Raw genomic sequence first — 17,468 nt, 5'->3', positions numbered from 1 at the left:
ACATCTTTTATCGAATCCATAAACTAAAGGCCGAGAAGTTGAAGTAAGGGCGCGCGCTAGGGTCTAGTGCCACTGGCTTAACTTTACTATTTATTGGCTTTCTCAAGAAAGTTGTAATAAAACATGGAACATAAGTCGTCAATAAAAACAGTTTATTATTGCTTCTTGTTCCAATTTCATGAAATTGGAGAATTGGATTTATGAACAAGGTATTTAAAGCCTCTATTTTAGCAGCGTCTGTTGCTCTGTCTTTCGGTGCAAGCGCTGCAACCGTTGCGCCTTCATCAGTGACATACCTTTCTTCTGAAGGTGTTGCTGCAGGGATTGTTGCAGAAAATAAAAACATTTCTTTTGACGTTATTGTAGAAAAGAACCACCCAGCATCTTCAATTATCACTTTAACTTTCGATAGCAAGTTAGATTTAGATGATTTGTCTGCAGGTACTGGTGAAGTAACACAGACTCCAGGTGCAGGTACTGCTACTGCTGGTGACATTACTTTTAACTATGGTACTGGTTCATTTACATTCGACAATGTTGAAATCGATGCTGAAAAAGGTACTATCACTTTCGTAGTTAACTTGGGTAACCCTTTAACGGCTGATTCAGCTTTCCGTATCTCCTTAGGTGCTGCCAAAGTAGATCTTACTGGTAAGTCTATTGTTAGCTATAAGTCTACAAAGGCTGACGGTACAGAAATTGAAACTGGTTCAGGTGTGATTGCAGATACTAAGTCACAGTTTAGTTTTGCTATTACTAAGCCTTACAGCAAGTTAATCGATCGTGAAGATAATAAAGAGTTCATTGATGGTACTTCTGCAGAAGATTTAGAATATGTTTTCACTAATGATGAAACATTAGGCGCAGCTTTAGAAGATGTATCTGCGAAAATTGAGTTTACAGGTGCTTTTGGTAGTACTTTAACTGCTGATTTCGATGGCGCAACTACGACTGGTACTGCTGTTTCTAACGGAGTTGGAGCTCTTCCTGGTCCTGCTGTTAAAGCAACTAAAGTTACTGTTAACTTAGCAGATACTGAAGTTCCATTAGCAGATGGCACAGATAACGACGGCGTATTATCTTTCGCTCTAGCTACAGTCGGAATAGATATCCCTCAAACTGGTGCTATTAAAGCAAAAGTAACTTTAGATGGTTCTAATAACCCTAAAGATGCGTTTGTTTATAAATCAGATGTGAATGCTGGTGAATGGCGTTTAGATGCTGCTATCGTTAACGTACCTTACTTACCAGTTGGTTACACGTTTACACCTAACGTTGAAATTTCTAACGCTGGCGCTACAGACGCTGAAGTTCAAGTTAAAGCTTTTGACCAATATGGCGAAGAGTACAAAACTGTAACTTTACCTTTCAAAGCGAAAGCAAACACAGTAACTAAAGTCAGCGAAGCTGATTTAGAAAAAGCTTTTGGATTACAGCCTTTATCTAAGAAAAAGCTAAGCACGACTTTCATTATCGATGCTGATCTGAACAACATCACTTTAGTTCCTTACTACAAAGAAGGCACTAGCCGTATCAACGTACTTGCTGACCAATATAAAGCAGACAACGCACGTTAATATCGTTTGATATGAAAAAACGAGCCTATGGCTCGTTTTTTTTTGTTATTAAAATAATGCATGTCATGCTCATTTTGGTCTTAAATGCTTTAAGTTGAAAAATTAATGCAATTAATGCTGAATTTAGTGGGATAAACATGCGACTTATAGCTTTGTTTGTTTTATAATCAATTTGCTTTAATTCTAAATACGGTTAATCCAATTGCTGTACAAAAATCCATTTCATGAATTTTAAGCCCTAACTTGTTTAGGGCTTTTTTTTTATTATTTTTGCGATGCAACTTATTAAGCAGGAAAGTTGCAGTAGGGTAATCACCACTCCAAAGGTATAATTAAGGCTGAATTTATATTAAGTAATACTGATGATGTGTATGATTCTACTGTATGGATTTAGCTCTTTTATGAGTCAAAACACTGTTATCTTTGTTATGTGATTGTGTAGTAAAGCTAGGAAGCTGACTTTTTAGCCTTATGATTATCAAGGTTTTTATCTAGGTTTCCCATGAGAAAACTGTTGCAGATGGGGTTTCGCTCTCAAGCGTTACGGAACGCGGGCTGGCTACTCGCCGAGAAAGGGCTGCTGCTGGGCGGTGGTTTTATATTTACCATAGTGTTAACGCGTTATTGGCGTGTTGAAGAGCTTGGGCATTTTCAATATCTATTGGCATTAGTGGCCTTATTATTGCCTTTTTCGAGTTTAGGCTTAAATTCACTTGTGAGCCATCAACTGGTAACTCGACCCAGTAATATTGACACTATTATGGGCACTGCACTCATTCTAAGGCTAGCGGGCGCTTTAGTGGGAGGGGGAATCTTTTTTTGTTTATCCTTTTGGCTAGTTCCATCTCCCTATCAAAGCTTATTCTGGATTTTATTATTGGGCCAGATTTCTCAGTCTTTAGGGGTATTTGATTACTATTTCGAGGCACAAATACACTCCAAAATTTCTGCGATAGTCAGAAGTAGTGTTGGGCTGATTTTCATGCTCATTAAACTCGTTTACGTCTTTGATGGTGGTGATTTGACAGGAGTGGTTTGGCTTACGGCTATCGAATGGATACTGCTAGGCGGATTGTGGCTTACAGTCTATAGCATGTATGCCAAGGCAGTAACCAAGCTTTCTTGGTGTCGTTTACAGGCTAAAATTTATCTGCAGCGCTGTGGTTGGTTATTTTTATCGAGTATGGCCGCGATTATTTATCTCAAGATAGATCAGGTGATGCTTGGGATGATGGCGTCTAGTGAATCGGTGGCTTTTTATAGTCTTGCGAGCCGTTTGTCAGAGGTGTGGTATTTGATCCCTGGGATTTTAGTGGCGTCATTTTATCCCGGGCTAATTCTTGCAAGGCAAAGAGGGGAGCAGTATCAAGTCAAGTTACAGCGATTGTGTGATGCGCTTTGTTGGGGCGCGATTACAATTGCTGTACTTGTTAGCTTGCTGGCGCCCTATTTTGTTCCTTTGATTTTTGGTGAAGCTTATCAAGCCGTGACCCCAATACTGCAGATCCATATTTGGGCGGGGGTGTTTATTTTTATGCGAGCGCTCTTTAGTAAGTGGTTACTTATTGAAGATATTCCCCATTATTCATTGTTGACCCATGGCAGCGGTGCGTTGATTAATATCATCTTAAATGCACTGTTTATTCCACTATGGGGGACGTTGGGGGCCGCATGGGCAACTATGATTTCCTACGCCATTGCGTCGTATTTTGCGTTATTTTTGTTCCCTAAAACACGGGGTATGGCAAAACTCATGTCGCTAGCCTTCATTGCTCCTGTACGTAAGTTTGTGTATCTCGCCCGCAGTTAATCTTGTCCGTTCGTTTGTATTGCTGTGGTGAGCTTGGTAGTAATTTCGCAATCTTTGACGTAGACTTCTGCGTCGACTTAACAGTAATGAATTGTTTGTGATGAAGAACTTAGCCCGTAAATTACTACCTACTCGCAGCAAGCAGATACTGCGTGGTTTATTGGGGAAATGGGATGTGTTTTTAACACGTTGCTTTTCTACAGCTTGGGTGTTGGCTCATCCTAGACTTGCCAGTTTATTTTATGCTTTTTTTAGCAGTCAGTTTGATCGTGAACACCTTGCCATTCTGGCAGGGAAGAAAGCGTATCGATATAAGTTAGGACCAAGCAATACCAGCCCGTTATTACGCCGCAATATCCATCGGATTGAGAAGGGCCTCTGTATGTCGCCAATGAGGCCTGTATTTGCAGAGGACTTTATTGTTGAGACTGTTAATTGCTTTGTGCAACTCCAAAGCCAGCAGCAGGTTTGCCAGACGGAATTAACCTGGGCAAATGATGTGTTGAAGGCCTATTTTTCAGTGGTATCTTCGACTCCGATTACTGATCAGGCGCGTGTTATCTTTGCGCAGCAAGCCGCCTTTTACCCCGAACCAGATCCCCTTGATGTTGTTAATATTGCTTCACACACTCCTTATGCTCGTCATTTGGGTCATCATAGCGATGTAAGTGTTGAGCAGTTTCATTCATTATGTTTACAGCGCCGATCCGTGCGCTGGTTTTTGCCACAGTCGGTAGATGATGAGTTACTTAATCAAGCGATAATGACAGCTTCATTAGCTCCGAGTGCTTGTAATCGCCAGCCTTTTAGCTTTCATGTTGCTAATGATGCGACTTTGGCTGCCGAGGTAGCCTCATTTGCAGGGGGGACACGTGGTTTTGCCGATAATATCCCGTGTTTATTGGTGGTCGTTGGGGATTTAAGTGCTTATCCGTCGGAACGTGACCGGCATGTGATTTATATTGATGGTGCACTAGCGGCGATGCAATTGATGCTGGCTCTTGAAACGCTTGGCTTAAGTTCATGCCCCATTAATTGGCCTGATCTTGATGTCCCTGAACAGAAAATGGCCAAGAAATTAAATTTATTACCTTTCCAACGGCCTGTGATGTTACTCGCGGTTGGTTATGCAAAGCCAGATGGCATGATCCCTTATTCACAGAAGAAAACTGTGGATGTTTTACGTAAAGATATTAAATAAATGATTATAGAAATCAAAGGTGTTCAGTTTGTAAATAAGGGCGCAGAGCTAATGCTACATGCTGTGATTCAGCAGATAGAGCAACATTGGCCTACCGCCGAAATTGCTTTAAGAGCGTGCCCTAATTCCCCTTATTTAAAGCGTGCAAGTGTTGCAGCTTGGCAGAAGGTGAGCTTACGTAAGCATGTCTTAGATTTAAACTGGCTAACCTATCATTTACCCATAAACTTAACCGCACAATTGAAACGCTACGGCCTCATTACGGAGGCTGATATTGACCTTGTGCTTGATGCCAGTGGATTTGCATACGGTGATCAATGGTCTGCCCGTCAGTTAGCTCATATCAGCAGGGAAGTGGCTCGTTTTCAAAAAAAAGGTAAACCTTATATTTTTTTACCGCAAGCGTTAGGACCATTTAATACTTCAGCCCGTTCTGCTCAGATTGCGAAGTTTTGGGCTGATGCGGCATTGATTTTTGCGAGAGATAAGGTTTCCTATGACTATGTTGCTCAGTGCTTACCGCAGCATAACAACCTCTTTCTAGCGCCAGATTTCACTAATTTAGTGTCTGGAACGCTTCAGCCACTCCAACATGCAGCCAGAACATTATTGGTCATTCCCAATGGAAAGATGCTGAGTCCACGCAATAACCGTTCGGCATGGAGGGAAACGTATGTGGCTATGATGGCCGACTATTGTCGTGAAGCAAATGCCAGAGGATTTATTCCTTTGTTGTTAAACCACGATGGCGTTAAGGATGAAGCCCTGTGTACGGCTATCACACTTGCTTCAGGTTTAGAGATTACGACCATTTCGATTGAGGACCCGCTAGCGGTCAAAGGATTAATCGGGCAAGTTGCTGCAGTGATTAGTTCACGCTTTCATGGTTGTGTGAGCGCGTTAAGCCAAGGCATTCCGTGTATTGGTACAAGCTGGAGTCATAAATATGAACAGCTTTTTGGCGATTATCATCAAGAGGCTATGTTAATTTCAGAGCCTGAAATGATAGATGTATCCGCCCAATTGACACGTCTGTTATCTGCCGAATACCTTGCCGAATGCCGTCAGAATCCTTGTATTACGCAACAGAAAATTTTATCCCAAGAAATGTGGTCTCAAGTTGTGGCTAAGGTTGCTGAGTATTATGACTGATAAGCATAAATCGCCACCTTTAGTCTCTATTTATATGCCGACACATAATCGCTTGCATTTGCTTAAACGCGCAGTGGCTTCGGTATTGGCTCAAACTTATCAGTATTATGAATTGCTGATCGTGGATGATGGCTCGACTGATGGCACTTGGGATTACTTACAAAAATTATCTAGCCTTGAGTCAAAGATTAAGATTTTTAGATCTGATGTTGCAAAGGGGGCATGTGCTGCGAGAAATATCGCGATAAATGAGGCTCAAGGCGAGTTGATCACTGGAATCGATGATGATGATGAATTTCTCGTTGATCGTTTAGATATTTTAGTCAAGGCATATACTCCGGATTATGCTTTTGTTTGTCATGGTTTTTTCTGGGATTATGGTGCTGTTCGTAAAGCTGTAGATTCCACTACTATGGTGATTAAACTTGATGACTTGCTCAATTATAATTTTGCGGGTAATCAGATACTGACTTCAACTGAGAAGCTACGCAGAGCCGGTGGGTTTGATCCTCAGTTTAAAGCTTGCCAAGATTATGATACTTGGACCCGAATGGTTTTAATGTTTGGTCCAGCAAAACGTATCGCAGGCGCCTCATATGTAGTCCATCAATCCCATGAAGGACCAAGAGTGACAGCTAAGCAGAATAAACTCATTGGTTATCAGCAATATTTTGACAAACATAGCAAGCATATGTCAGTTAAAAATAAATTAAATCAAGATTTTATGAGGTTGGTCGCAGCAAGATCATACTTAAGTTTTGCGCAGTTATTATCCCAGCTAAAGTCTGGTTTTATCCGCCGAAAGTTACGCTATTATTTGGCTTGTCGTTTTAGCAAACTAGCACAATTACGAAGAAAGTGGTTACGAGGTTCATCGTGACATTAAAGTTAGTTATTGTTGCTACTCACACTACTGAAACCCGCGGTGGAATTAGTTCTGCCTTAGCTGGCTATGAGGCTGGTTTTCGTGAGCTTAATGTTGAGTTCATTAGAGTGAATTCACATAGTGATCAACGTGGACGAGTCTCTCAATGGTTGCTTGCAGGATGGCAAATATTGCGCCTAGCGATGAAGTATCGTAGTAATGCCGTTTTTTGGTTTCACTGCGGCCCTTGGTTGTCTATGTCGCGAAAATTTACTTTCGCTTTGGTTGCTCGCGCTTTTGGTGCTAAGACAATCGCGCATCTACATAGCCCAGCTATAAGTGACTACTTAAATACAGCAATAGGGCGTTTTGGGGTTAAACTTTTTTCGCTTCCATTTGAACAATTTATTGTACTTACTCCTTGGTGGCGAGAAAAAGTATTAGCCAGTGGTTTAAAGAAGCCTATCAATATTTGTCCCAATCCTGTAACGCCTGAGTTGCTGAGTCATGCTCGTAAATACTGCTTTCATGCCCCTGAACTGCCAAAAGTGTCTGAGTCTATTGTGATATTAGCTATGGCTCGTTTACTTCCAGAGAAAGGAATTCAGCATGTGCTGGCAGCGTTGGACCTTTTACCTGAACAATTTCAGTTAGTCATTGCCGGTGATGGCCCACTTAAAGTTTCGCTAGAAAAACAGGTGGATTTGCTTGGGCTTCAACACCGAGTCACTTTTACTGGGTGGCTAGAGACTAAGGTAAAAATTGAGATCTTAAATAAGGCCGATTTATTCTGCCTGCCTTCTTTATATGATTCATTTGGTATGGTGTTCATTGAAGCTATGGCGTTTAACTTGCCTATTGTCGCTTGTGATTGGGGGCCCATTGCGGATGTTGTGACATCAGAAGTCGGTTTGCTTGTTCCCTATGCCAACCCTGAGTCTGTCGCGTCGGCGGTGACTGAGATTGTGAAAAATCCTTTCTATTTTTCTGTTCATGGGGCAGAGTCCGTTGTTAAAAAGTATTCTCCTAAAGCTTGTGCTGAAAAAGTTGTGGCATTGCTTTAATACCACATTTTAGTCAGATAGATTTAACTTTCATACTAACGCATTAACCTAGATGAGAATTGTCGGCTTGAGAGTGGTTATGTCAACGGCATTACATTACAATGACGCCCGCTATTGAACTTATTTTTTAATCCGAAAGAGTGGTTAACATTAATCAGTATGTCCGAAAAAGTCATTTTAGTTGTATATGGTCGTGGTGGGCATCAGGAGCAGATGCGTCGCTTACTTATTCAATTGAAAAAAGTTTCTCCTCAGCTCAAATTCGTTTCTATTGCAGATGTGCCTGATCGCCTTGGTGCTTTAGAGCATTTGGCGTGCCCTGAACCTAGAAATAAATTTCGTTCATGGACAGCGCCTGTAACGCTATTCTACTCTGGGATTGTTAGCTTATTTCAATGTATCAGATTGTTACTAAAGTATCGCGTTAGCGGTATTGTTTCTACTGGGCCTGGAATGGCTGTTTTTCCTTCAATTGTATTCAGATTACTAGGCCGTCAAGTAGTCTACATCGAGTCTTGGTCTCGATTTTATTCAGCCTCATTAACTGGAAGATTTATGTATTTGATTGCTAATGGTTTTTATGTGCAAAATAGAACAATGCAAAACACTTATAAAAAAGCGAGATATTCAGGTAGATTATGAAGATTTTCGTTACAGTAGGGCATACTCGATTCGATTCGCTATTTAAACAAATTGATCTAATACGTAATCCAGAATGGCATTTTATTTCTCAGGTATATGATGGCTATTATGTGCCTGAAAACGGTGATTCAATATCGTTTACCTCAAATATACATAAATATTTTGAAATAGCAGATGTTGTGATTACTCATGCTGGGGCAGGAACTGTTTATACCTTACTCGAGCTTGCTAAACCGACCATAGTGATAGCAAATACAGATAGAGTTGATAGTCATCAGGAAGACTTACTGAAGTATGTTGAAGACAATGAATTTGCACTCGTATGCAGACAGTTATCTGAACTTGAATTTTTAATTGAACAGTTCGGAACGTTTAAACCTAAATCATATGTCAGTGAACCTTTTTTAGCTGCGAATGAAATATCACTCATGCTTGGTTTAATTGATTAAGACAAATTTAGAGGTGGTCTTTTAGAAATGGATATGAATACTCAAGCAAAACAATTGGATACAGATAATGATGTTATATCATTCAGAATCGTATGGAATATGATCTCCCGAATGAAGTATTTTGTGGTCATTTTTACACTTATCTGTTCTATTGCAACGGTGTTATTCGCAATCAGCCTACCAAATGTTTACCGTGCTTCAGCAATTTATTTGCCAAAAGCGGCAGATAGTTCTGGCGCTCTATCGAAATTATCGGGTCAATTTGGTGGTCTTGCAAGCATGGCGGGCATTTCCCTTGGTGGCTCAGATGATAAGACTGACGCAGCTCTTGAATATTTTAAGTCTCGTAGTTTTTTGCAAAAATTTATTGAAAAACATGACTTAGTTGTTCCTTTACTTGCTGCAAAAGGGTGGGATCCTGTCACTAAACGTTTAATTATTGATGCTGATTTATATGATGAAAAAACTAAAACTTGGGTTCGAAAGCCCCCAGTAGGTATGTCTACAGTACCTTCGTCTTGGGAAGCCTATGATGAACTTAACAAAAGAATAAGTACTTCTTATCAATCAAAAAAAGGTTATGTTGAAGTGTTTGTAAGCTATTACTCACCAGAGATGGCCGCACATTGGTTAGAATGGCTAATTGCTGATCTCAATGAGTTTTGGAAGCAACGCGAACATGAGCAAAACGTAAAGCGTACTCAGTTTTTAGAACAACAAGCTGAGAAAGCTCAAGTGAGTGAACTAAAAACTGTATTTTATCAGTTGATTGCAGAGCAAACGAAATCAAGTGTGTTATCTGAAGTCACTGATGAGGTGATCCTAGAATCGATGGCAAATGTGATTGTGCCTGAACAAAAATATAGCCCCTCACGTTCTTTATTATGTTTAGTTGGCTTTTTTATCTCATTAATTTTATCAATATTCATTTCAATGGTTTATTGCGTTATGAAGCCGAAAGCTAATGCCTAGGTCAATCATAAAATGATGATGACCTCCTCAAATGCAATAACTAACAGGAGCTATGCCTCTCCTGTAGTCTATTTACATTACACTACCTTAGTGATGATGGCTGTTTATTTACTGGCAGATATGATGTCGGGATTTACTTTGATCACTTTTGGTCTTGATCTTAAGATTTCCTTAATCTATAAGACGCCGCTATTTCTTTTTTTAGCACTACTTATTGCTCGCTATAATATTCGCTGGTTTTTAGGTATTTTAGGTGTTTTAGGTATTTTACTTATTGGACCTACAGCTAAATTCTTTCAACATGTTGACTTATCAGTTTATTTTTCTGATTTTGGTTATGCAGTTAAACTACTAATGCCAATCACTGTGTTTGCATATTTTGCTCAACTTTATCGTATCGCTCCTGATTTTGCTTTATGTTGGACCAAGCGAATTTTGTGGTCAGCATTTTTTATACTGAGTTTTAACTTCATTTTAGGTGCACTAGGTTTTGGCCACGGAACATATCAGTTAGAGGGGGACGACACTGCGGGTACGACAGGATTTATATACGCAGGTAATGAATTAGGGCCTGCATTTCTTGTTGTATTCGGTTTTGTTTTGCACCAATTATGGAATCATAGCAAGAAAAGATGGTATGTCCTGTGTGCTTTATTTACATTAGCTGCTGGTTTGCTGGTTGCAACCAAAACAGCAATGTTAGCTGCTTTTCTTCTTGTTTCATTTATTCCAATTGTAAATGAGCGACATAATATAATGAGGCTGACTTGGCTGAAAATTAAGATCCTCGCACCTTTCTTTTTGGCTATTATTGTTATTGTCATTGCCATCAGTGAACTACTAGAAGCCATTGGCTTATATGACCGTATGATGTTCTTCTATCAACAAAGAGGAATAATTGGAATTTTATGGTCTGGTAGAGATATTTTTATTGATCGTATGTTTGATGTCTATCTTCATCAATCAAATATTTTTTACCAGTTTTTTGGCCATGGTACTTCAATCGGTAAATTGCATCCATTAGGGTTAAGTGGAACTGAAGTCGATCTAATGGATTCTTTAACGTGGTTTGGTTTTTTAGGAGCGACACTTTGTATTGTGTTTTATGTCACTCTTTTCTACAAATCATTAAAATTAACATTGAGGCGTAATTCAGTATTCGCACCATGCTTACTTATTGTTAATTCACTGTTGCTTTTATTGTCTCAGCTAAGTGGACATATTTGGATGTCTGGTACGTTAGGTATTTTATTCGGCGTAATCAATAGTTTATTATTTTATGAATTGCAACAACTAGATAAGTCTAGTCGTTCTATATTAGGAAAGGATCTGTAAATGAAAGTAATGCTAATTTTTGGAACTCGACCTGAAGCAATTAAAATGGCTCCACTTGTGATTGCGATGAAGGAGCATCCTGATATCGATGTCAAAGTTTGTGTAACTGCACAGCATCGTGAAATGCTTGATCAGGTTTTAGATTTATTTGAGATAGTGCCTGATTATGATTTAAATATCATGAGCTCAGGACAAGGTTTGACTGAGATAACATCAAGAATATTATTGGGTCTTAAACCTGTTCTCGAAAATGAGAAGCCAAATATTGTACTTGTACACGGGGACACTTCTACAACGCTTTCAGCGACTTTAGCAGCATTTTACCAACAAATTCCAGTAGGTCATGTTGAGGCTGGATTACGCACTGGTAACTTATTATCTCCTTGGCCAGAAGAAGGCAATCGTAAATTAACTGGCGCAATTGCAAATCTGCATTTTGCACCGACAGAAACATCTGAAGCAAATTTGTTAGCTGAAGCTGTACGGCCTGAGTCCATTTACGTTACAGGTAATACTGTAATTGATGCGTTACTATGGGTTAAAGATAAAATTACTAATAATCAAAACTTTAATGCTGAACTTGCATCCTTATTTCCATGGCGTAATGTTGAACAGCGTATGGTTTTGATCACAGGTCACCGCAGAGAAAGTTTTGGTGATGGATTTGAGCAAATTTGTAAAGCTATTGCTGATAGTGCATTAGCTTTTCCTGACGTTCAATTCGTTTATCCAATGCATTTAAATCCAAATGTACGTGGTCCTGTTAATAAATATCTATCAGATATTCCAAATGTGGTGCTGATAGAACCGCTAGACTATTTACCCTTTGTATTTTTAATGGATCAGTCTTATCTTATTTTGACTGATTCAGGGGGTGTACAAGAAGAAGCTCCTTCATTAGGAAAGCCTGTACTAGTAATGAGGGATACAACAGAACGTCCTGAAGCTGTGGCAGCAGGAACAGTTAAGTTAGTAGGTACCAATGCTTCAAATATTACACATTATTTGAATTCGTTACTTACAGATTCTGTTTCCTATGATGAAATGTCCCGTGCTCATAATCCATATGGTGATGGGTTCGCGTGTCAACGTATTATAGATGCTATTTTGAAGTTTTAATTGTAGCTTATTTATTTAAATATGGTGAAGTTTTGGATAAAGTTAGGATTGATAAAATAATTAGCCCATTTGATTTGGAAGATGCTGCTAGGAGTGTTAACTCAAAGCCAGGTCTATATATCTCTGTTAATTTACAGTCGGTAACAGATCCTGCATTGATGGGGTTATTGTCGTTTGATAACGTTACAGGTTATGTTGATGGTGTTGGTGCTCAATTCTATTTGCGTAAATATGGTGTTAATTTTAATAAAATTCCAGGTTGTGAGTTGTGGCTCAGCTTACTAGAGCAGAGAAGCAACAAGAATTGCTCGATTGCTGTTATTGGTGCTTCTTCTAACGTGAATGACAAAACCGTTAGGCTTCTTAGAGAGCAGTTTCCAATGCATAGTGTTGATTACTATATTGATGGTTATAGTTTTGTGGAAGATGAACTGGTTGATGAGATAGCTAGCCATAATTTCGATTATATATTTATATCCTTAGGCCAACCTAAACAAGAGTTTTTAGGTATGAAATTCGCGAAAGTAAATCCTAATGCTATTATTTTAGGGTTAGGCGGATCATTTGATGTATATTGTGGTAGTGTGAAACGTGCTCCTAAGTTTATGATTTATATGAATTTGGAGTGGTTGTATCGAATTGCATCACAGCCCAAAAGAATACCAAAATTAATCCGAGCTTTTTTAAAAGCAGTTTGAATTTATGTTAAGACATTACTATTAATGATTTTGGACCAACGATTATGAAAATGGCTGTAATTTCTTCAAGATATCCTAGTAAAGGTAATATTTATTCGCACATGTGGGTACATGCGAGAGCTAAAGAATTTGTTAAAGAAGGTGTTGAGGTTTGTGTTTTTGTCCCCTCGAAAACCATTGAAGAATATAGCTTTGAGGGGGTAAAGGTAATAAAAGCGCCAGATTTTTATATTGCAAAACAAATTTTGAATTTTTCGATAGTCTATATACATCTTTTAAGTATTTACCCTTATCCAAAACTAAGTGGTTGGCCTATTTATAAGAGTATAATTAAAAATAAAATTCGTTGCTTTATGTATTTACATGGGAGCGAGGTTCAAAGTACTGAACGATATTCTTTTGATGATACAAAGAGCTTTTATTCTCTCGCTGTTAAATATTACAAGCGCTATATATTCTTACCGAGAATGCGTGAGTTTTGTCAATATGTTGATCAGTCTGGTGGTTTTTTATCCCCTTCTGTATGGATGCGCGAAGAAGCTGAAAATGAGCTAAAAATCAGTTTGAATAATGTGAGTATTTGCCCAAATGGTATAGATACTGATCTATTTGACTTTAACCCAAATTTTGAAAATGTAAATAAAATGCTATGTATCAGGCCTTTATCTAGTAGAAAATATGCCGTTGATACCGCTATTGAGCTTCTTGCATTGCTACCTGAGCATTTTACACTTGATATTTATGGAAAGGGTCATCTTAAAGAAGAACTTCTTACACTTGCTAGAAAACTTCATGTTGAGAATAGGCTTAAAATAACTGAAGAGTTTATAGACCGTGTTGATATACCAAGCTTGATGTCACAGTATGGTACATTTCTGGCTACAACTCGCATGGATGCTCAAGGTGTTATTATGTGCGAAGCTATGTCTGCTGGTTTAGTTACTGTTTCATCAAATAATACTGCTATTCCTGAATTTATTAAAGATATGGAGACAGGTTTGTGTGAAGATAACTTGTTAATTGTTGCAAAAAATCTGGTTTCAATTAGTACGAATAAAGCACAGTTTGACTATATTACTAAATCATCAAGAGACTTTATTCAGACTATTAATATAAAAAATATGACGGAAAAAGAGTTAGGTATTCTTAATTAATTATAAAGGCCCAACATGATTTTATTGGGCCTTTTAATTATAATGATTTATGTCTTTCTTTATGTTCGCAATATACCCAAATCCAATTGTTATAAATTGAATTGGCGATTAATATACATAAAAGCGGTGTGAAAATAGATAGGTAATCTAACTGGAACATTGTTAACGTTGATAGTGTAATAAGTATTCCTGTTATAATGGTTGTTTTAAGGAATGGAATGTAGTTGCTGCAGGAAATAAAGTTCATTGATATAGTTCTTATGCACTCGAATAATGAGTTTATTATGAAAATGAATAGTATTGTATTGGCAGGAAGTTCGATCTTTGAATTTATTAATTTAAGTAGATATGGAGCCAAAGCAACAAAAGCAAGAGAGCCGAATATAAATAAACCTATGCTATAAAAATAAATATTATTTTGTAATTTTATTGCAGATTTAATATCTCTAAGCTGATATAGCTTATTTAATTCGGGTGTTTTTATTGACATATATAATAGGGATAGCGAGATGATAACGCTAAAAATGTTTAGCGCTAGCGAGTAACTTCCGGATATGTTTGGTGGTAAATAATTAGCAACTAAAAGTATTGAAATTTTAGTTGATAAGAAATTGCCTAAACTAACTCCTCCAATTTTAGAAGCATTAGGGAGTATTTTTCTTAAAATTTCTAAGTGAGAGTTATTTTCTAATGCAATAAGATTATTAAATATTTTGTTTTTATATATTTCAATTCTTGCCTGTATGAAATAGGCTGCGGCAGAAGTTAGCCTTGCCACTGCAATAGCTAATAGGCCACAATCCTCCATGATTAGATAAATGGCTATAATAAAGAATGCAATGTTTGAAATGCTGCAGGTTCTATATATGGAATTGATATTGTTAGTGCCAAAAAAAAGTGCATTATAATTTAAGCAGATTAAACTAATCAGAATTGAAAGTGAGTATAGTAGCCACTCCAATGCTATATTCATGTTGGATTTTGCTGCAATTTCGCTTAAATAAAATATGTAGCTAAATAACAATATTCCAGCAGCTAATAATGTGATCGTATTAAATACCATACGTGATGAATAATATAATTCACTAAAAAGTTTTTTATTTACATCTTTTCCTACTCTATCACTTATTCCTTCTTTCTCAATTGTTTGTGCACCTGCTAATATATAATTATATTGTCTGGATAAAGCTGGTGTTAGACCAAAGTCAAATACAACAATAAGTCCAAAGAAAGCTACAAATAGCATCCATATGTTAAACTCCTCTGGGCTAAAATTATGCAGTGCAAAAGGCATAATAATCAGGCTGCTTGCAATGTTTGTGAATCGAGAAAAGTATCCCCAGAAAAGCGTTTTCAATTTTTAGCAATTCCTAAAGTTAATTTATCAAGAGCATATAAGGTAATTCCAGCTATGAATGCTATTGAATAATGGACTGGATATGTAATGTTGGCTTTTAAAATATTAGTAACTTTATTATTTTTCTGATGTAGGCAATATCTAATATAATTACCATAAAATTTGATTTTTGCTTTGCTATCTACCTGAGATAATAAATTTTTATTGTTAATAACTCGTAATAGTGCTAGTGCAGTGCCTATAGGATTTAGCATTGCAAGTTTCGCATAGTTATTACTTATTCCAGAATCTTGATATTCAACAATTTTAAAATTATCATTTATACAATAATAAAAATAGTGTTCATCAAAGTCTAAAGTTACATATCCTTCTGGCATAAATCTTTCCTCACTAATGATGGGGTACTCTTTGTCATGCAAAAGTGAAGTTCTAATGAAGTCAGCTCTATCTCCTTTTAAGTTAAGTTTATAATTGTTATTTAAAATTGTTGAGTAAACAGGAGATGTTGGGAATAAATCGCCTAATATATCGTTGTCGCTGTATTTTATGCAGTGTCCAATAATCCCTGCAATTTTATTATTATCACGTATTGGCAGCCAATAACTTTTAATTTTCGATAATGCATCCGCCGGAAGTAAATCATCAGAATCTAAAATTAAAAATAGCTCCCCTTCAGCCTCTTTGAAAGCATAATTTAAACAACTATGTTTTCCATGATTTTCTTTTTTGATGTATATTATATCTAATCCTTCTGTATGAGGAAAAGACGATACAACTTCTTCTGTATTGTCTTTACTTCCATCATCAACCAATAGCCACTGTATTTTTATTGATTCACTTACATTTTTCTGAAGGCTTGAGTGCAATCTTGATAACAATGGCGCTCTATTGTATGTAGGTGTGCATATTGTAAATAGTAAATCCATTAATAAGTCTCTATCTTAACTTGTGGAAATTATAATTTAGTTGGTATAGCTACAAATTATCTTACAAAATTAAAAAAAGTGGTAGTATTTAGTCTGTAATCTATGCATTTTTACTCTATCTTGCAGCACAATGGGGAAGTTTGTAAAGGATCCGATAAAGGTTATATTTGTTATGGATGTATGTCATACAGTTATGTAATGTCCTGTAAATTTTTTTTTACATTAAGTTCCTTGTAGACTGACCTAAATATTCTATTTTTACCTCTGATAGAGGTTTTCTTACTAGTAAAAATGACACAATGATACTTTTTATTACTCAAAATTACTAATAATACTTTATCAAGACGTTATGAGTGTTTAACTTTTATTTCTGTGCTGAACAGTATATTTATGTATCAACTATAACGCTTTAGTAAAGAAAGAAATTTTGGATACATTAATATTCAAACTATCGTAGAAAATTTAGCATGTATTGGTAATTTTTTTTGTTGCAGTTGCTTTTTTGTATAAAATAGTTAATTTCAAGGCCCGCATTGGTGATGATATTTTTATAATGTATTTGCTTTAATAAAGTTCCCGTATAATTCAATGCGTCTGTTGGAGTGTTTGTGTTTTTTGTGATGAAATGCTCACTCGATGTTGATTTTTTGTAATGCACAAAAGGAGTATTTTAAGAAAGCTAAAAATGTAGAAGTTGGTAAGTTTATTAACTGGTTAATTGTGAAGGGGTTGTTGGAATTCTATTTTTATAGCTATTTTAATTTTTTAAAATAACTTAAAAAGTGATGTTAGTAATATAGTTATATCTCCAAGCTTAAAATTTAAAGAGCTTTTAACTTGCTAGAGATGAAGTTTTTATGACTTATAGGATCTACTTCTAACTCTGAAATATTTTTTTCTAAAATTTAGCGAGCCGACTATATCAATGGCGATAATATTAAGGTTCTCTCATGCAAGGGCGTGACCGTTGTAGAACCTCTTTACTCTTTTTTGATACGGTATCTTTTATGTCGCAACTCACTGAATGTGATGAAATAATTTATTTTTTATACTTTACGACTTATTCTACCTAACTAGCCGTATAATCACAAAGTGTTTTCTTGAATTTTATTGCATTATTTCTTATTTTTTTAGTTCGAAATTGTGT

The 17,468-nt window shown here is 36.9% G+C and carries 15 protein-coding genes; 13 read left to right on the top strand and 2 right to left on the bottom strand.

The features are described 5' to 3' along the window. Nucleotides 1-200: 200 nt before the first annotated feature. The 13 genes from L5M49_RS04185 (at nt 201) to L5M49_RS04125 (ending at nt 14,038) form a co-directional block, all read left to right on the top strand. Entirely contained in the window at nt 201-1,577 is a 1,377-nt protein-coding gene (locus L5M49_RS04185) for a hypothetical protein (RefSeq protein ID WP_263265511.1), read from the top strand. A 502-nt stretch (nt 1,578-2,079) separates the two neighbouring features. Continuing rightward, nucleotides 2,080-3,387 (top strand): flippase, encoded by a 1,308-nt coding sequence (locus L5M49_RS04180; RefSeq protein WP_263265510.1) that lies wholly within the window; start codon nt 2,080-2,082, stop codon nt 3,385-3,387. A 100-nt stretch (nt 3,388-3,487) separates the two neighbouring features. After that, on the top strand, nt 3,488-4,588 hold the full coding sequence (locus tag L5M49_RS04175) for a nitroreductase family protein (protein WP_263265617.1): 1,101 nt from the start codon (nt 3,488-3,490) through the stop codon (nt 4,586-4,588). Beyond that, nucleotides 4,589-5,740: a polysaccharide pyruvyl transferase family protein gene (locus tag L5M49_RS04170; RefSeq protein WP_263265509.1), complete on the top strand. Its 1,152-nt coding sequence runs from the start codon at nt 4,589-4,591 to the stop codon at nt 5,738-5,740. Beyond that, on the top strand, nt 5,733-6,620 hold the full coding sequence (locus L5M49_RS04165) for a glycosyltransferase (protein WP_263265508.1): 888 nt from the start codon (nt 5,733-5,735) through the stop codon (nt 6,618-6,620). Before L5M49_RS04170 ends, L5M49_RS04165 begins: the two co-directional genes overlap by 8 nt. Beyond that, nucleotides 6,617-7,669, top strand: coding sequence for a glycosyltransferase family 4 protein (locus L5M49_RS04160; RefSeq protein ID WP_263265507.1), 1,053 nt, complete (start codon nt 6,617-6,619; stop codon nt 7,667-7,669). The genes L5M49_RS04165 and L5M49_RS04160 overlap by 4 nt, the downstream gene beginning before the upstream one ends. Nucleotides 7,670-7,783: 114 nt before the next feature. Continuing rightward, nucleotides 7,784-8,311, top strand: coding sequence for a PssD/Cps14F family polysaccharide biosynthesis glycosyltransferase (pssD, locus tag L5M49_RS04155; protein WP_263207683.1), 528 nt, complete (start codon nt 7,784-7,786; stop codon nt 8,309-8,311). Continuing rightward, nucleotides 8,308-8,760 (top strand): PssE/Cps14G family polysaccharide biosynthesis glycosyltransferase, encoded by a 453-nt coding sequence (pssE, locus tag L5M49_RS04150; RefSeq protein ID WP_263265506.1) that lies wholly within the window; start codon nt 8,308-8,310, stop codon nt 8,758-8,760. Before pssD ends, pssE begins: the two co-directional genes overlap by 4 nt. Before the next feature lie 27 nt (nt 8,761-8,787). Continuing rightward, on the top strand, nt 8,788-9,732 hold the full coding sequence (locus L5M49_RS04145) for a Wzz/FepE/Etk N-terminal domain-containing protein (protein WP_263207677.1): 945 nt from the start codon (nt 8,788-8,790) through the stop codon (nt 9,730-9,732). Nucleotides 9,733-9,744: 12 nt separating this feature from the next. Further along, complete coding sequence (locus L5M49_RS04140; RefSeq protein ID WP_263265505.1) at nt 9,745-11,067, top strand: O-antigen ligase family protein; 1,323 nt, start codon at nt 9,745-9,747, stop codon at nt 11,065-11,067. Then, nucleotides 11,068-12,186 (top strand): non-hydrolyzing UDP-N-acetylglucosamine 2-epimerase, encoded by a 1,119-nt coding sequence (gene wecB, locus L5M49_RS04135; protein WP_263265504.1) that lies wholly within the window; start codon nt 11,068-11,070, stop codon nt 12,184-12,186. Continuing rightward, a complete protein-coding gene (locus L5M49_RS04130; protein WP_263207671.1) occupies nt 12,150-12,884 on the top strand; it encodes a WecB/TagA/CpsF family glycosyltransferase in 735 nt (244 codons plus the stop codon). The genes wecB and L5M49_RS04130 overlap by 37 nt, the downstream gene beginning before the upstream one ends. Nucleotides 12,885-12,928: 44 nt before the next feature. Continuing rightward, nucleotides 12,929-14,038, top strand: a complete 1,110-nt coding sequence (locus L5M49_RS04125) for a glycosyltransferase family 4 protein (protein WP_263207669.1) — start codon at nt 12,929-12,931, stop codon at nt 14,036-14,038. A gap of 37 nt (nt 14,039-14,075) precedes the next feature. Here the strand turns inward: L5M49_RS04125 and L5M49_RS04120 are convergent, their stop codons facing one another. Together L5M49_RS04120 and L5M49_RS04115 are read right to left on the bottom strand one after the other, a co-directional pair. After that, the gene (locus tag L5M49_RS04120; protein WP_263265503.1) at nt 14,076-15,332 is read right to left on the bottom strand and encodes a hypothetical protein; all 1,257 of its coding nucleotides are present in this window, start codon (nt 15,330-15,332) and stop codon (nt 14,076-14,078) included. Between the two features lie 59 nt (nt 15,333-15,391). Beyond that, nucleotides 15,392-16,321, bottom strand: coding sequence for a glycosyltransferase family 2 protein (locus L5M49_RS04115; protein ID WP_263207663.1), 930 nt, complete (start codon nt 16,319-16,321; stop codon nt 15,392-15,394). Nucleotides 16,322-17,468: the final 1,147 nt, after the last annotated feature.

Origin of the sequence: Shewanella sp. SM74 (assembly GCF_025653725.1) — a bacterium.
Lineage (GTDB): Bacteria > Pseudomonadota > Gammaproteobacteria > Enterobacterales > Shewanellaceae > Shewanella > Shewanella oncorhynchi.
This window is presented reverse-complemented; position numbering and strand designations above follow the sequence as displayed.

Excerpts from the sequence above, each read along its gene's own strand:
- L5M49_RS04175 (WP_263265617.1), top strand. The coding sequence starts at position 3,488 with ATGAAGAACTTAGCCCGTAAATTACTACCTACTCGCAGCAAGCAGATA.
- L5M49_RS04145 (WP_263207677.1), top strand. The coding sequence starts at position 8,788 with ATGGATATGAATACTCAAGCAAAACAATTGGATACAGATAATGATGTT.
- L5M49_RS04165 (WP_263265508.1), top strand. The coding sequence starts at position 5,733 with ATGACTGATAAGCATAAATCGCCACCTTTAGTCTCTATTTATATGCCG.
- L5M49_RS04120 (WP_263265503.1), bottom strand. The coding sequence starts at position 15,332 with ATGCCTTTTGCACTGCATAATTTTAGCCCAGAGGAGTTTAACATATGG.
- L5M49_RS04170 (WP_263265509.1), top strand. The coding sequence starts at position 4,589 with ATGATTATAGAAATCAAAGGTGTTCAGTTTGTAAATAAGGGCGCAGAG.
- L5M49_RS04140 (WP_263265505.1), top strand. The coding sequence starts at position 9,745 with ATGATGATGACCTCCTCAAATGCAATAACTAACAGGAGCTATGCCTCT.
- L5M49_RS04125 (WP_263207669.1), top strand. The coding sequence starts at position 12,929 with ATGAAAATGGCTGTAATTTCTTCAAGATATCCTAGTAAAGGTAATATT.
- L5M49_RS04115 (WP_263207663.1), bottom strand. The coding sequence starts at position 16,321 with ATGGATTTACTATTTACAATATGCACACCTACATACAATAGAGCGCCA.
- pssE (WP_263265506.1), top strand. The coding sequence starts at position 8,308 with ATGAAGATTTTCGTTACAGTAGGGCATACTCGATTCGATTCGCTATTT.
- wecB (WP_263265504.1), top strand. The coding sequence starts at position 11,068 with ATGAAAGTAATGCTAATTTTTGGAACTCGACCTGAAGCAATTAAAATG.
- L5M49_RS04185 (WP_263265511.1), top strand. The coding sequence starts at position 201 with ATGAACAAGGTATTTAAAGCCTCTATTTTAGCAGCGTCTGTTGCTCTG.
- L5M49_RS04180 (WP_263265510.1), top strand. The coding sequence starts at position 2,080 with ATGAGAAAACTGTTGCAGATGGGGTTTCGCTCTCAAGCGTTACGGAAC.